Origin of the sequence: Corynebacterium pseudogenitalium (genome assembly GCF_024453815.1) — a bacterium.
Classification (GTDB): domain Bacteria; phylum Actinomycetota; class Actinomycetes; order Mycobacteriales; family Mycobacteriaceae; genus Corynebacterium; species Corynebacterium pseudogenitalium.
Genome location: NZ_CP072934.1, coordinates 1,451,373 through 1,464,886, shown reverse-complemented (window position 1 = coordinate 1,464,886; position 13,514 = coordinate 1,451,373). Strand labels below are relative to the sequence as shown.

Genomic DNA, 13,514 nt, shown 5'->3' with positions numbered 1-13,514 from the left:
TGTCCGGAATGACGTTCATTGCTGAGACCATTGCATCGGAACTCCAGGTAGCGCCACGCCACGTTGAGGCTGCGCTGCAACTGTTGGCAGAGGGGAATACGGTCCCATTCATTTCTCGCTACCGGAAGGAAGCTACCGGTGGCTTGGATGACACACAGCTGCGCCACATTGAGCAGCGCAATGCGTATTTGATCGAGCTTGAGGAGCGCAAGGCTTCGGTCATTGAGGCGATCGAGGAGCAGGGCAAACTCACTGATGAGCTCAAGGCGCTCATCATGGGTGCGGATACGAAGGCGCGCGTCGAGGATCTCTACCTGCCGTATAAGAAGCGCAGGAAGACCAAGGCGGATATCGCGCGTGAGGCTGGTCTCGAGCCGCTCGTAGAGTTGCTTATTGACGCCCCTTCGGCCGACGCCGAGGCTGAGGCGGCAAGCTATGTCTGTGAGGGGTTCGCCGACACGAAAGCGGTGCTGGACGGTGCCCGCGCGATCTTGGTTGACAGGATTGCCACCGATGCGGATCTCGTCGGCGAGGTCCGCGACAAGGTGTACGAGTCCGGAACGATGCGTTCGAGCGTCGTCGAAGGCAAGGAGAACGAGGGTGCGAAGTTCCGAGACTATTTCGACTTCAGCGAGCCATTTGCCTCGTTGCCGTCGCACCGCATTTTAGCGCTGCTGCGAGGCGAGCAGGAAGGTGTGCTTTCGCTGGATTTGGACGCCGGAGATGATGCGGCGTACGAGGGGATGATCGCGAACCGTTTCGACCTTAACTGTGAAACGAGCCCGTGGTTGGCGAAGGCCGTGCGGTGGGCATGGAAGACAAAGCTGCAGGTCTCTTCTAATTTGGATACACGGATGCGTCTGAAGGAGCGCGCGGATGAGGCGGCTCTGGACGTCTTCAGTACGAATCTTCGCGATGTGCTGCTGGCCGCTCCTGCCGGTCAACGCGCGACCCTGGCGCTGGATCCGGGTTACAGGAACGGCGTAAAAACAGCGACCGTAGATGGCACGGGGAAGGTGCTCGCAACCGCGATCGTCTACCCACACCAGCCGCAGAACCAATGGCAGCAGGCGGTGCAGGTGCTCGCGAACACTGTGGCGGAACACGGCGTGGAGCTCATCGCGATTGGTAACGGCACGGCGTCGCGGGAGACGGAGAAGCTTGCACGAGAGGTCGCGGACATGATCGCAGCAGCGGGCGGGCGCAGGCCTGTTCCGGTGGTGGTGTCGGAATCGGGTGCGTCGGTGTACTCGGCTTCGGAAATCGCGGCTCAGGAGTTTCCGGACATGGATGTGTCACTGCGTTCCGCGGTCTCGATTGGGCGGCGCCTCCAGGACCCGCTTGCGGAGCTGGTCAAGGTCGACCCGAAGTCAATTGGCGTGGGGCAGTACCAGCACGATGTGAATCAGGCGGCGCTCGCGCAGTCGTTGGACGCCGTGGTGGAGGACGCGGTGAACTCAGTCGGGGTGGACGTCAATACGGCGTCGGTACCGCTGCTGGAACGAGTCGCTGGCGTGACGCCGACGATCGCAAAGAACATCGTTGCCTACCGCGATGAACATGGTGTGTTTGCTTCGCGCAAGGAGCTGAAGAAGGTGCCGCGACTTGGGCCGAAGGCCTTCGAGCAGTCGGCCGGCTTCCTACGCATCCAAGGCGGAGAGAATCCGCTTGATGGCTCCGCTGTGCACCCGGAGGCCTACCCCGTTGTGGAGCGCATCGCTCAGCAATCTGGGGTGGACACTGCGGCACTCGTTGGTAACAGCAGAGTGCTGTCGGGTCTACGTCCGCAGGACTTTGCCGACGACACCTTCGGCGTCCCAACCATCACGGATATCTTTGCCGAGTTGGAAAAACCAGGACGGGATCCGCGTCCGGAGTTTAAGACGGCCACTTTTAAAGAAGGCGTACACAAGGTGTCTGACCTCCAGCCGGGCATGATTCTGGAAGGGACGGTCACCAACGTCGCCGCGTTCGGCGCGTTTGTGGACGTCGGCGTGCACCAGGATGGCCTCGTGCACGTGTCTGCGATGAGCCATTCTTTTGTGAAGGACCCGCACGAGGTCGTGCGCTCGGGTGAAGTGGTGAAGGTGAAGGTCCTCGAGGTGGACGTGCAGCGCCAGCGAATTAGCCTCACGCTGCGCCTGGATGATGAGCCGGGGAGCGAACAGAAGCGTGAGTCTTCACGCGGGAAGAAGCCGCAGCAGAAGCCGAGCCGTCAGGGTGGGAAGCGCCAGCGAGGTCGCGCTGGAGGTGCGCCGCAGGGCGGTTCGATGGCGGATGCACTCAAGCGTGCCGGATTTGGGAAGTGACGTGCTCGCATGTAAAATCGTGCGGGTTATTGTAAGCGACATGAACCAGCCGAGCGTCCACCTGTGGAAAAAGCCGCTAGGGTCCTCTGTCCAGAAACGTAAAGGATTGCTTCAATGAGCAACGGCATTATTGATCTTGTAGACGCAGGCCAGCTGCGTGACGATATCCCTGACTTCCGTCCGGGCGATACCCTCGACGTACACGTCAAGGTTATCGAGGGTTCGGTCACCCGTACCCAGGTCTTCACTGGCTTCGTCGTTCGTCGTCAGGGTGACGGCATCCGTGAGACGTTCACGGTCCGCAAGGTTTCCTTCGGTATCGGTGTTGAGCGTACCTTCCCGGTACATTCCCCGAACCTGGAGAAGATTGAGGTCGTCCGCAAGGGTGACGTACGTCGCGCGAAGCTGTACTACATGCGCGACCTGCGCGGCAAGGCTGCCCGCATCAAGGAGCGTCGCTAAGCGCATACCCGCTTCTTGCGCAGCACCCCGCACACTTACGCTTCGTAAGGTGCGGGGTGTTTTGTTGCGCTGCTAGAGTGTTGCGGGTGAACGAAAAGAGCGCATCCGAAGAAAAATCCATGCCGTGGTACATCGAAATCCCGATGGTTGTTGTACTCACCTTGGTGTTCATCTTCATTATTCAGACATTCATTGGCCGCCTCTATGTGATTCCTTCTGCGTCGATGGAGCCGACGTTGCATGGGCAGGACGGCAAGGGTGATCGCATCTTCGTGGAGAAGGTGTCCTACTACTTTTCTGATCCGGAGCCGGGTGACGTTGTCGTGTTTAAGGGGACTGACTCGTGGAATACCGGCTTCGTCACTAACCGCTCCGACAACCCGGCCATTGCCGGTCTGCAGGAGGTGTCCTCCTGGGTGGGGCTGGTGCCGAAGGATGAGAACACGTTGGTCAAGCGCATCATCGCGAAGGGTGGCCAGACGGTGTCTTGCCAGGAGGGGGATCCGGCGGTGATGGTGGACGGCAAGCCAATCGACCAGTCGTACACGCTGCAGCCGAACTACTACCCGGTGGATCCTGAGACTGGGTCCGACGCTTGCGGTGGTAATTATTTCGGCCCGGTAACTGTCCCTGAGGGGAACTACTTCATGATGGGTGATAACCGCACGAATTCCGCTGATTCGCGCTACCACCTTGGTGATGAGTACCAGGGCACGATCCCGGAGGAGAACCTTCGCGGAAAAGTTCTTGCGATTGTGTTCCCACTCCAGCGTTTTGGTGGCGTCGACGACCCGGCGATCCAGCAGTAGCCCTACGCTTGGTGTGTGAGCTGTGGTGCGTCGTTTGAAGCAGCTTCGGACGTACGAGGTGGCGCTCGAAAAAGCAGGGCTCGGACCAGTCGTCGGGGTTGACGAGGCCGGCCGGGGCGCCTGCTTCGGGCCACTGACAGTCGCCGCGTGCGTGCTACCACCGCAGCCGATACGGCAACTTGAGGGGTTGACGGATTCCAAGCAGTTGACGGCGAAGCGTCGAGAAGCACTCTTTGACATCATTTGCCAGCACGCGCTCGCATATTCGATCGTGCACGTGCCTGCCAGCGAGATTGATCATCGCGGGGTGCAGCATGCCAACATTGACGGGGCCCGGCGCGCAGTTGCGCAGCTAGAGACGGAGGCGCGGTACGCGCTTGTCGATGCCTTCCATATCGCGGGTTTGCCCGTACCACAACTGCCGATTATCGGCGGTGACGCGAGTGCCCGGTGCATCGCCGCCGCCAGTGTGCTAGCTAAAGTGAGCCGCGACCGTCTCCTCGATGGCTACGCGGAGCAGTACCCGGGGTATGGCTTGGAGCGCCACAAGGGGTATGGCACGAAGGCGCACATGGATGCGGTGCGCCGCCACGGGGCGACGCCGCAACATCGTTATAGTTATGCCAACGTGAGAACTGCCGTTGAGATTTACGAAGGGGGCACCGCATGAGTGCTGAGGATCTGGACAATTACGAGGCTGACGTCGAGCTGTCGCTGTATCGCGAGTATCGAGACGTCGCGAGCCAGTTCTCGTTTGTCGTTGAGACGGAGCGTCGTTTCTACCTTGCGAATGCTGTCGAGTTGATCCCGCACAAAGACGGCAACGATGTGTACTACGAGGTCCGTATGTCGGATTGTTGGGTGTGGGACATGTACCGCGCGGTGCGTTTTGTTCGCTACGTCCGCGTAATTACGTACAAGGATGTCAATATCGAGGAGCTAGACAAGCCGGACATCACGTTCCCTAATTCGTAGTCTGCGTTTCGACGTCCCCTCCGCCCCTCCCGCGTGTTGCCTGTAAGGAACCGCGGGAGGGGTTTTTGCGTCTAAACACTTACGCCTCTGGTGCGTCTGGAGGTGTGTGCAAACGAACAAGGATGTGAAGAAGGGAACGAAGTTATGCAGAAACCGTGCATGGACCAGTACCAGCTTGGCCGTCTAGGGGAAGATGCCGTACTGGAGGAGTATTTAGCGTTGGGCTACACATGCCTTGGTAGGCGGGTGCGATTACGGCATGGCGAGATTGACCTGATTATGCAGGACTCTTACGGCACCGTGGTGTTCGTAGAGGTGAAAACTCGTCGTTTACCGGGGTTTGGTTCGGTTGAGGCGGTGCACGCGAAGAAGATGATGGCAATGCGTAACGCGGCTGCTGAGTGGTTGCGCAGCACTGAGGGGTTCTACGAAGTCCGGTTCGACGTCGTGGAGGCGATGTATCACGAGGACGGCTTCGAGTTTGAGTTCATCATGGGGGTCGAAGATGCCGCTTGCTAGTACGTTGAGTGCCACGGTTGAGGGCATTCGGGCGCGCATCGTACGCGTGGAGGCCAACGTCGGGCCGGGGTTACCAGGAATGCATATTGTTGGGCTCGCCGATGCTGCCGTGAAAGAATCCCGCGAGCGAATCCGTACCGCCTGCCGTAATAGTTCACTGCCGTGGCCGAAGACGAAGGCGATGGTGTCGCTGTCGCCGGCGCACCTGCCGAAGGCTGGTTCGCAGTTTGACTTGCCGATTGCGTTGGCGGTGATGGGGAGCCTAGATCCACGCGCTCAACGGGCACTATCGCGAACATTTTTTGTAGGAGAGTTGGCGCTGGATGGCAGCTTGCGGCCTGTACCGGAAGTGCTGCCGATGCTGCTGGCGGCCCAGGAGCTGCTTGTTCAGGAGGGTGGAATTGACCGCATTGTGGTTCCGCGCGCGAACGAGCACCAGGCACAGCTCGTGTCACGCGGAGACATCGTGCTGGCGGACTCGCTGGCGCAGGTGTGGGCGTGGCTGGTCGGGGAAGAGGTGCTTGAAGTAGCTTCTGTGGGTGCGCCAAGCATTGAGCAAGGACGACAGCCGGACTTCGCAGACATCGCAGGGCAAGGCCCCGAGCGAAGGATTATGGAAGTCGCCGCGGCCGGTGCGCATCACATGCTAATGATCGGACCACCCGGCTCAGGCAAGTCCATGCTTGCAGAGCGTCTCCCATCCATCCTCCCCGCAATGGACGTCGAAGAAATGGTCACGTCCACAGCGATTCACGCAGCTGCCGGGATCGCCGGGGGAGAGCTGATTGCGCACCGCCCGTTCATCGCGCCGGACCCGTCGCTTTCCAAGGCGCAACTCATCGGGGGAGGCAGCGGGATTCCTCGCCCCGGCGCGGTCAGTCAAGCCCATAACGGTGTGCTGTTTCTCGACGAAGCCTCTGAGATCGCGTCCGCTACCCTCGATGCGTTGCGCATTCCCCTGGAGAAAGGCGAGGTGCGCCTGCGACGCAGCAACCGCGACGTCATCTTTCCAGCCGACTTCCAGCTCATCCTCGCGATGAATCCATGCCCGTGTGGAAAACCAGCGAACCGCTGTCGGTGCTCCGGGGCGCAGCGTGCGCGGTATGCGCGAAGTATATCGGGTCCGCTGAGGGACCGCCTGGACATTGTCTGCAGGACTTCGCTGGATAACGCCGTGCTGAACCCAAACGGGGCAGAGTCTTCCACGGCCATCGCCCAGCGTGTGGCAGAGGCACGGGACCGTGCGGCACATCGGTGGCGGACGTGCGAGGAACACACGAACGGGGCGTTGACGAATGCGCGCGTGCCGGGGCCGTGGCTGCGTCGATACTTCCCGGCGGAAGATTCCGCGATGATGTTCCTCTCCTCGATGCTTGCGCGCGGGGAGGTCAGCCAGCGCGGTATCGACCGCATCCTGAAATTGTCGTGGACTTTGGCGGATCTCACTGGCGCACAATGCCCCCACCTCGGGCACGTCGCTGAGGCCGTCGATCTTCGAGACGACCAGACCTTGCTTTCAGCACGTGAGGAGGTATCGGCATGAGCGCGCTTGAATCATGGGCCTACCTCAACCGTGTCATCGAGGGTCCGTCGACGGCGCTATGGGCACTGCGAAACGAAGGCTATACCGCTGACGAAATCGCCGAAGGCGTGCGCACACGAGCGCCCTGGCTCGGTGACCTCGCCGCTGACACCGATGCGAGATACACCTGGGACCAGCCAGCAGAAGACCTAGCCACTGCAGCGGAGCATGGGTACACACTTATCACACCGGAATCGCCCGAGTGGCCTCGCGAACGGATTTATGACTCCTTCAATCTCGGCGCAAAGATGAGTCGGGATGGCGAAGGTGCTCCGATACGTGCAGACGGGGTTCCGCCACACGCCCTCTGGGTTCGAGGCAATACCAACCTGCCGGAGCTATTGGAAAACTCGATCGCGATCGTCGGCACACGAGCGCTGAGCGCATATGGGCATTCAGCCACCCTTGACATCGTGCATGGACTGAAGCGCTGGGGATACACCATCGTCTCCGGCGGTGCACTCGGTATTGATGCGGCAGCCCACGATGCGGCCCTCGAGGCGGGACTGCCAACTGTGGTGTTCGCCGCATGCGGGCCGGGTATCACCTACCCGAGGCGCCACAAACAGCTATTCGATCGCATCGTGGCGGCAGGGGGAGCGATCATCACCGAATACAGCCCTGGCATGGCCCCTGAGCGACACCGCTTCCTCACCCGAAACCGACTCGTCGCTGGGTTCACCCAGGCCACGCTAGTGATAGAAGCCGCCTACCGCTCCGGGGCGCTCAGCACGTTGCGCTGGGCGCAGTACTACCAACGCGGGACGCTCGCAGTACCAGGGCCGATAACCACCGCCGGATCTGTCGGCACCAACCTCGCCATCTATAAGGGGGAGGCCACGATGGTGCTCAACGCGACCTACGTCCACGAGGCGATCCGCCTCGAGAACGGACTGGATGCAGAACAAGAACTTGCGGACAACAATGTAGCTTCGCCCCTCCAGCTCCTGACCCGCACCGAGATGCGCATCTACGATGCCGCGCCAAAACATCATCGCGACGGGCTTGTAGCGGAGGAGATTGCAGGTGCCGCCGCGCTATCCCTCCAAGTCACCATCAACACGCTCATTGAGCTGCAAGGAAAGGGACTGATCCAGCGGGAAGGCCAACTGTGGCGACGAAGCGACACAGCCAAACCCTAAGGTACCGATACAATACGGGACATGAGTAGCAGCCACGATCAGTCGTCCACCCAGTTTCTCACCGCGGTGGACGACTTCATCGACTACTGCCAACACGTCAAAAACCGCGCCGCGGCGACCTGCAAGAGCTACAAATCGGATCTCACCACACTCGCGCCGTACACACCAGATCTCAACGCATTCACCATCGACGCTCTACGCCACTGGCTCGCCGACGCAGTCCAAGCCGGCAAAGCCCGCTCCACCATCTCGCGCCGCACCGCATCCGCGCGCGCCTTCTCCACCTGGGCTTATCAACACGGCTACATCGCAAAGGACGAAGCAGCCCGCCTGCGCACCCCGAAAGAACAGCGCAAACTACCCACCGTGCTCAGCGCCCCCGCTACCGAGGAACTCATCCGCCCCCACGGCGACACACCAGAAGACATCCGCGACACCGCCATCCTCGAACTGCTCTACGCCAGCGCAATCCGCGTCGGCGAACTCGTCGCCCTCAACATCGACGACCTCGACTTCCATACCAACACCGCAAAAGTCACAGGCAAAGGCAACAAACAACGCATCGTTCCCTTCGGAAACAACGCACACGAGGCACTCACCACATGGCTTCACGACGCCCGGCCAGCCCTCGCCAATAGTGCTAACGCGGGGGCCGAACCGCTGTTCGTTGGCACCCAGGGAAAGCGCATCGACCAACGCCAAGTTCGCCGAATCGTCGAGCGCGCCGGGCTGCAAGCGGGGCAGGCGAGTATCACGCCGCACTCGTTGCGACACACAGCGGCCACGCAAATGCTTGAAGGCGGCGCCGACCTACGAATGGTGCAAGAAATGCTCGGGCACTCTAGCCTGCAAACCACGCAGATATACACGCACGTCTCCTCACAGCGGCTCACGCAGATTTACACCCAAGCGCACCCCAGGGCATGAGCCTTTAACGGGTTGGCTTCAACCGAATGGTGGGCGTCGATAAGAGGGAAAGCGGATTGATGTAGGTGTCTTTCGCAATGAGTGCGCCCCAGTGCAGCCCGTCCTGGAGATGTGCCTGCGGCCCCGTCGGCCGTGCCAGCGTCCCAATCGCATCGCCGAGTTTAACTTCGTCGCCTTGCCGCACACGCGCGTGCACAGGCTGGTACGTCGTACGGATGCCATCTGGGTGATCAATACTGATAATGGGTGTGCCTGCTACCTTGCCCACGAAAGCGACTGTCCCGTTGTCTGCTGCTAGAACAGTGGCTCCGACGCGTAGCGCAAGATCAACCCCGCGATGCCCCGGCATCCAGTTCTTCTCCGGGATCTCTGCGGGCCGTGTAATCCGGGTTGCGTAGGGCAGCCCCGTGGTGGGGTCGACGTACGCAAGAGCCTGAGGCGCCAAGCACCACGTGCAAAGTAGGGGAGTAATGGCCGCGAGTAAGCGTGTGAACATGTGCATGTTGTCATTGAGCCCTGAAACCGCGGTAGTGGACAAGGCTGTGGGCATGCAGCCTGTGGAGAAAAACTGGCCTGTGGATAAAGCTCAGGGTTTGTGCAGGTCAAATTAGGTAATCGAGGGATAGTCGACTATGCTTGGCAAGGCAACTTTTCGAAGTTGACTACGCGCGCCGAATAACGCCAGCTCAGCGTTGGTCCCACAGTATGAGGGTGTTGAGCGGGTGCGGTGCTAGGGCGAGGGATAAAAACCCTTGCAGTACATGAACATTAACCGAACGAGATTACTCCAAAGGAGAAATTCCCATGGCAGTTGTAACCATGCGCGAACTCCTCGACGCAGGTGTCCACTTTGGCCACCAGACGCGTCGTTGGAACCCGAAGATGCGTCGCTTCATCTTCACCGACCGCAACGGCATTTACATCATCGACTTGCAGCAGACGCTGACCTACATTGACGAGGCTTTCGAGTTCGTCAAGGAGACCGTTGCACACGGCGGCACGATCCTGTTTGTTGGTACGAAGAAGCAGGCGCAGGAGCCTATTCAGGAAGAGGCTCAGCGCGTTGGTATGCCATACGTAACGCACCGCTGGCTCGGTGGCATGCTCACCAACTTCCAGACCGTTTCCAAGCGTATCGCCCGTATGAAGGAGCTCCAGGCTATGGACGCTGCTGAGAACGGCTACGCAGGTCGCGGCAAGAAGGAAGTTCTGATGCTGACCCGCGAGCGCCAGAAGCTCGAGCGTGTCCTCGGTGGCATCGCTGACATGACCAAGGCACCTTCTGCTCTGTGGGTTGTTGACACGAACAAGGAGCACATCGCGGTCAACGAGGCAGAGAAGCTGCGTATCCCGGTTGTTGCTGTTCTTGACACCAACTGTGATCCGGACGACGTCAACTTCCCAATCCCGGGTAACGACGACGCCATCGGCGCGGTCAAGATCCTGACCCACATCATCGGCGAGGCAGTCATCGCTGGTAAGCAGCAGCGCGAAGAGCGTCAGCTGGCTTCCGCACGTGAGGCTGCAGGCGACACCGACGCTAAGCACCAGGCAGAGGTTGCAGAGGCCGCTGCTCAGGCAGCCGCATCCGCTGAGGTTTCCGCTGCAGACGCTGCGAAGGCAGCCGCTGAGGCTGAAGCTGCTGCGCCACAGGAGGTTGCACCAGTCGAGCAGCCACACGCTGTTCGCGCTGCAGAGCAAGCTCAGCAGGCTAAGTAACTCCGCTCGCAGGACGCGCGAAACGTGTATCCTGCATAAGCGAGTGTGACACCCCGCGTCCTGTTCACGTCCTGGATTATGGGCGCGAATTGGGCGTGGGGTGTTTTGCTTGAAGCATAATTTTACGACGTATTTATCCACTACTGTACGAGGAGGATCGCCCGAATATGGCGAACTACACTGCTGCTGACGTAAAGAAGCTGCGCGAAACCACCGGCTCCGGCATGCTCGACTGCAAGAAGGCGCTGGAGGAAACCGGCGGCGACTTCGAGAAGGCTGTCGAGCTGCTCCGCATCAAGGGCGCAAAGGACGTGGGCAAGCGCGCAGAGCGCAATGCTCTCGAGGGCCTCGTCGCTGTCTCCGGCAACACTATCGTCGAGATCAACTCGGAGACGGACTTCGTTGCTAAGAACGACGAGTTCAAGACCATCGCTGGCAAGATTGCTGATGCTGCTGCAGCAGCGAAGGCAAACAGCCAGGAGGAGCTGGCAAACGCTGATGTCGACGGCGAGACCGCACACGACGTTCTTGAGCGCCTCTCCGCAAAGATTGGCGAGAAGCTGGAGCTGCGCCGTGCTGCCACCATCGAGGGTGAGCAGCTGGCGAAGTACCTGCACCAGCGTTCCGCTGACCTGCCACCAGCTGTCGGCGTTTTGGTTGCTTACAAGGGCGACAACGCTGAGGCTGCACACCAGGTTGCGCTGCAGATCGCCGCGATGAAGGCTCGCTACCTCAAGGAAGAGGACATTCCGGCAGAGGTCGTCGAGAAGGAGCGCGCTGTTCAGGAAGAGATCACCCGCAACGAGGGTAAGCCTGAGGCAGCTATCGAAAAGATCGTCCAGGGCCGCATGGGCGGCTTCTTCAAGGACGTTGTTCTTCTGGACCAGCCGTCGCTTGCTGACTCCAAGAAGACCGTGAAGCAGTTCACGGAGGAGAGCGGCATTGAGGTCACTGACTTCGTTCGCTTCGAGGTTGGCCAGGCATAAGCCTGATGCTTTTTACCGTCGGCGTTGAGGGGTTACCCTCCGCCGGCGGTTTCTTTATGCCCGGTTGCTACAAACCGGACTGAGATCGCTAAGATCGGTCGAGAACAGAATTGTCCTCTACGGCTCGAATTGGCCAACTCTCAAGGAGTGTCCTCACAGTGTCAGAACTTGCGTCTACCCGCACAGGATTCAAACGCGTCATGCTCAAGCTGGGCGGTGAAATGTTCGGCGGTGGAAAGGTTGGTATCGATCCGGACGTCGTCGAAAGCGTCGCTGCACAGATTGCCGAAGTCGCCCAGTCCGGAACCGAAGTAGCGGTAGTAATTGGCGGCGGCAACTTCTTCCGTGGTGCAGAGCTGCAAAAGCGTGGCCTTGACCGTGCACGCTCCGACTACATGGGCATGCTCGGCACGGTGATGAACTGCCTGGCGCTCCAGGACTTCCTGCAGCAGAAGGGCGTCGACTGCCGCGTTCAGACTTCCATCAATATGGCGCAGATCGCTGAGCCGTATTTGCCGCTTCGTGCAGTGCGTCACCTGGAGAAGGGGCGTGTCGTCATCTTCGGTGCTGGCATGGGCATGCCGTACTTCTCTACGGATACCACGGCCGCGCAACGCGCCCTGGAAATTGGTTGCGAGGTGCTCCTGATGGCGAAGGGGGTTGACGGAGTCTATGACGACGACCCTCGAACCAACCCAGACGCACAGCTCTACAGCGAGGTTTCTCCCCGCGAGGTGCTCGAAAAGGAACTCAAGGTTGCCGATGCCACCGCGTTTTCGCTGTGTATGGACAACAACATGCCGATCCTGGTGTTCAACCTGCTCAAGGAAGGCAACATTGCCCGCGCGGTATCCGGCGAGCAGATCGGTACCCTTGTTTCCTAAGAATTAATCGGGCAGCCCAAAATGTTCGACGGTGCGCGCTACCGAAAGTAGCGCGCGTCCGCCAACTGTGACTGACCCAAGGTGGAGCGCCCCGACTGCGACAGCGGGGCTGCCCATCACATTGAACAGCGTGCACCAGGGCGTCCACACTGTTTGTTGGTAAAAGCTCTCATCCGGGGCGAGGGAAGAGAAGTAGCCAATCGGTGGGGGATCAAATGCAATCGTGGGGGTGAGCACGATATCAACGTCCCACTCGTGTTGTACGTGTCTAAGTAGGTGCGCGAAGTGGTCATTCGCCGCAAATAGTTCTTCTGGGGTTACCTCGCAACCTTGTGTGTGCATCCATGCGAGGTAGTGATTGTCGAGCGGGTCTACGTTGCGGAAGCTGCTCGTGATGCGGTGTCTGAAGTGCTCAAACGTTGATTGTGCATCCGCATAGGGGCGAAGTGACACTACATCGTGGTGTTTCCCGAGCTCACGTGCAGCGGCCTCAAGGGCATCACCGCGGCTCGTTGAGACGGTGGTGTTGGCGAAGAGGCCGTCGATAAGTACTCCGATGCGCAGTTTGCGTACCGCGGTGGGGTGATGTCCGTACAACTCAAACTGGTCTGCGACGTTGCGCGTGATAAAACCATTCGCGACTGCCGCGCGTGTTCCCGGCTTGTAACCAACGGCACCGCAGGCTGCAGCCGGGACTCGCAAGGACCCTCCAGCGTCCGTGCCGTGTGCAGCACGGTATAGCCCACTGCCCACGAGCACTCCGGCGCCTGCCGAAGAACCGCCGGGCGTGCACCCAGGGAACATGGGGGACTCTAAAAGTGGAGAGTGGGCTTCTTCGGCGTAGCACGTCGCCCCAAGCTCGGCTGTCAGTGACTTTCCAGGGATGGCTGCCCCAGACTCAAGCAGTGCTGCGACGATTGGGCTGTGCTCTTCCGCGATGACGCTGCGTGACGGGTTGCCGTGCGTGGTGGGCATTCCAGCGACATCCGTTCCGTCTTTGATGGGGATTTGCCATGATGAAAGTCGGCCCTCAGCAGTGCGCAATGGAGTCGGGTGTGTATAGACCATCGCGGCACTGGCGGGGGAGTAAAGCATGGGGACAGTCTAGGCGTAACTTGCCTTGAATTCTGCCGTTCCCCGTCAAGCCACGACACGGCTGGGAGTGAAACGCTGGTAGATTGGTGTGCGACTTATTTGTCC

14 protein-coding genes are annotated in these 13,514 nt (G+C 60.0%); 12 read left to right on the top strand and 2 right to left on the bottom strand.

Translation table 11 applies throughout. The features are described 5' to 3' along the window. Nucleotides 1–8 precede the first annotated feature (8 nt). The 9 genes from KBP54_RS07080 (at nt 9) to KBP54_RS07040 (ending at nt 8,725) form a co-directional block, all read left to right on the top strand. Nucleotides 9–2,309: a Tex family protein gene (locus KBP54_RS07080; protein ID WP_256005128.1), complete on the top strand. Its 2,301-nt coding sequence runs from the start codon at nt 9–11 to the stop codon at nt 2,307–2,309. Nucleotides 2,310–2,423: 114 nt separating this feature from the next. Next, the gene (gene rplS, locus KBP54_RS07075; protein ID WP_070362274.1) at nt 2,424–2,771 is read left to right on the top strand and encodes a 50S ribosomal protein L19; all 348 of its coding nucleotides are present in this window, start codon (nt 2,424–2,426) and stop codon (nt 2,769–2,771) included. A gap of 119 nt (nt 2,772–2,890) precedes the next feature. After that, the gene (lepB, locus tag KBP54_RS07070) at nt 2,891–3,580 is read left to right on the top strand and encodes a signal peptidase I (RefSeq protein WP_083433161.1); all 690 of its coding nucleotides are present in this window, start codon (nt 2,891–2,893) and stop codon (nt 3,578–3,580) included. 25 nt (nt 3,581–3,605) lie between these two features. Next, the gene (locus KBP54_RS07065; protein ID WP_256006628.1) at nt 3,606–4,250 is read left to right on the top strand and encodes a ribonuclease HII; all 645 of its coding nucleotides are present in this window, start codon (nt 3,606–3,608) and stop codon (nt 4,248–4,250) included. Beyond that, nucleotides 4,247–4,555, top strand: coding sequence for a DUF2469 domain-containing protein (locus KBP54_RS07060; protein WP_070362276.1), 309 nt, complete (start codon nt 4,247–4,249; stop codon nt 4,553–4,555). The genes KBP54_RS07065 and KBP54_RS07060 overlap by 4 nt, the downstream gene beginning before the upstream one ends. Nucleotides 4,556–4,699: 144 nt before the next feature. Further along, the gene (locus KBP54_RS07055) at nt 4,700–5,074 is read left to right on the top strand and encodes a YraN family protein (protein WP_083329535.1); all 375 of its coding nucleotides are present in this window, start codon (nt 4,700–4,702) and stop codon (nt 5,072–5,074) included. Beyond that, entirely contained in the window at nt 5,061–6,617 is a 1,557-nt protein-coding gene (locus KBP54_RS07050) for a YifB family Mg chelatase-like AAA ATPase (RefSeq protein WP_256005126.1), read from the top strand. The genes KBP54_RS07055 and KBP54_RS07050 overlap by 14 nt, the downstream gene beginning before the upstream one ends. After that, nucleotides 6,614–7,798, top strand: coding sequence for a DNA-processing protein DprA (locus KBP54_RS07045; RefSeq protein WP_256005125.1), 1,185 nt, complete (start codon nt 6,614–6,616; stop codon nt 7,796–7,798). Before KBP54_RS07050 ends, KBP54_RS07045 begins: the two co-directional genes overlap by 4 nt. A 21-nt stretch (nt 7,799–7,819) precedes the next feature. Further along, the gene (locus tag KBP54_RS07040; RefSeq protein WP_256005123.1) at nt 7,820–8,725 is read left to right on the top strand and encodes a tyrosine recombinase XerC; all 906 of its coding nucleotides are present in this window, start codon (nt 7,820–7,822) and stop codon (nt 8,723–8,725) included. A gap of 4 nt (nt 8,726–8,729) precedes the next feature. Here the strand turns inward: KBP54_RS07040 and KBP54_RS07035 are convergent, their stop codons facing one another. Further along, a complete protein-coding gene (locus KBP54_RS07035) occupies nt 8,730–9,221 on the bottom strand; it encodes a M23 family metallopeptidase (RefSeq protein WP_256005122.1) in 492 nt (163 codons plus the stop codon). Nucleotides 9,222–9,529: 308 nt separating this feature from the next. On the opposite strand from KBP54_RS07035, the gene rpsB reads away from it, so the two are divergent. The 3 genes from rpsB (at nt 9,530) to pyrH (ending at nt 12,314) form a co-directional block, all read left to right on the top strand. Beyond that, a complete protein-coding gene (gene rpsB, locus KBP54_RS07030) occupies nt 9,530–10,444 on the top strand; it encodes a 30S ribosomal protein S2 (RefSeq protein ID WP_070362281.1) in 915 nt (304 codons plus the stop codon). A gap of 167 nt (nt 10,445–10,611) precedes the next feature. After that, entirely contained in the window at nt 10,612–11,430 is an 819-nt protein-coding gene (gene tsf, locus KBP54_RS07025) for a translation elongation factor Ts (protein WP_070362282.1), read from the top strand. Between the two features lie 200 nt (nt 11,431–11,630). Beyond that, entirely contained in the window at nt 11,631–12,314 is a 684-nt protein-coding gene (gene pyrH, locus KBP54_RS07020; protein ID WP_070362283.1) for a UMP kinase, read from the top strand. A 3-nt stretch (nt 12,315–12,317) separates the two neighbouring features. Here pyrH and KBP54_RS07015 read toward each other — a convergent pair whose 3' ends face one another. Next, on the bottom strand, nt 12,318–13,409 hold the full coding sequence (locus tag KBP54_RS07015) for an amidase family protein (RefSeq protein ID WP_256005120.1): 1,092 nt from the start codon (nt 13,407–13,409) through the stop codon (nt 12,318–12,320). Nucleotides 13,410–13,514: the final 105 nt, after the last annotated feature.

What these genes read in the sequence shown, in the direction of transcription:
- tsf (WP_070362282.1), top strand. Translation starts at nt 10,612, where the DNA reads ATGGCGAACTACACTGCTGCTGACGTAAAGAAGCTGCGCGAAACCACC.
- KBP54_RS07045 (WP_256005125.1), top strand. Translation starts at nt 6,614, where the DNA reads ATGAGCGCGCTTGAATCATGGGCCTACCTCAACCGTGTCATCGAGGGT.
- KBP54_RS07050 (WP_256005126.1), top strand. Translation starts at nt 5,061, where the DNA reads ATGCCGCTTGCTAGTACGTTGAGTGCCACGGTTGAGGGCATTCGGGCG.
- KBP54_RS07080 (WP_256005128.1), top strand. Translation starts at nt 9, where the DNA reads ATGACGTTCATTGCTGAGACCATTGCATCGGAACTCCAGGTAGCGCCA.
- KBP54_RS07060 (WP_070362276.1), top strand. Translation starts at nt 4,247, where the DNA reads ATGAGTGCTGAGGATCTGGACAATTACGAGGCTGACGTCGAGCTGTCG.
- KBP54_RS07040 (WP_256005123.1), top strand. Translation starts at nt 7,820, where the DNA reads ATGAGTAGCAGCCACGATCAGTCGTCCACCCAGTTTCTCACCGCGGTG.
- lepB (WP_083433161.1), top strand. Translation starts at nt 2,891, where the DNA reads ATGCCGTGGTACATCGAAATCCCGATGGTTGTTGTACTCACCTTGGTG.
- KBP54_RS07015 (WP_256005120.1), bottom strand. Translation starts at nt 13,409, where the DNA reads ATGCTTTACTCCCCCGCCAGTGCCGCGATGGTCTATACACACCCGACT.
- rpsB (WP_070362281.1), top strand. Translation starts at nt 9,530, where the DNA reads ATGGCAGTTGTAACCATGCGCGAACTCCTCGACGCAGGTGTCCACTTT.
- KBP54_RS07035 (WP_256005122.1), bottom strand. Translation starts at nt 9,221, where the DNA reads ATGTTCACACGCTTACTCGCGGCCATTACTCCCCTACTTTGCACGTGG.
- pyrH (WP_070362283.1), top strand. Translation starts at nt 11,631, where the DNA reads ATGCTCAAGCTGGGCGGTGAAATGTTCGGCGGTGGAAAGGTTGGTATC.
- rplS (WP_070362274.1), top strand. Translation starts at nt 2,424, where the DNA reads ATGAGCAACGGCATTATTGATCTTGTAGACGCAGGCCAGCTGCGTGAC.
- KBP54_RS07055 (WP_083329535.1), top strand. Translation starts at nt 4,700, where the DNA reads ATGCAGAAACCGTGCATGGACCAGTACCAGCTTGGCCGTCTAGGGGAA.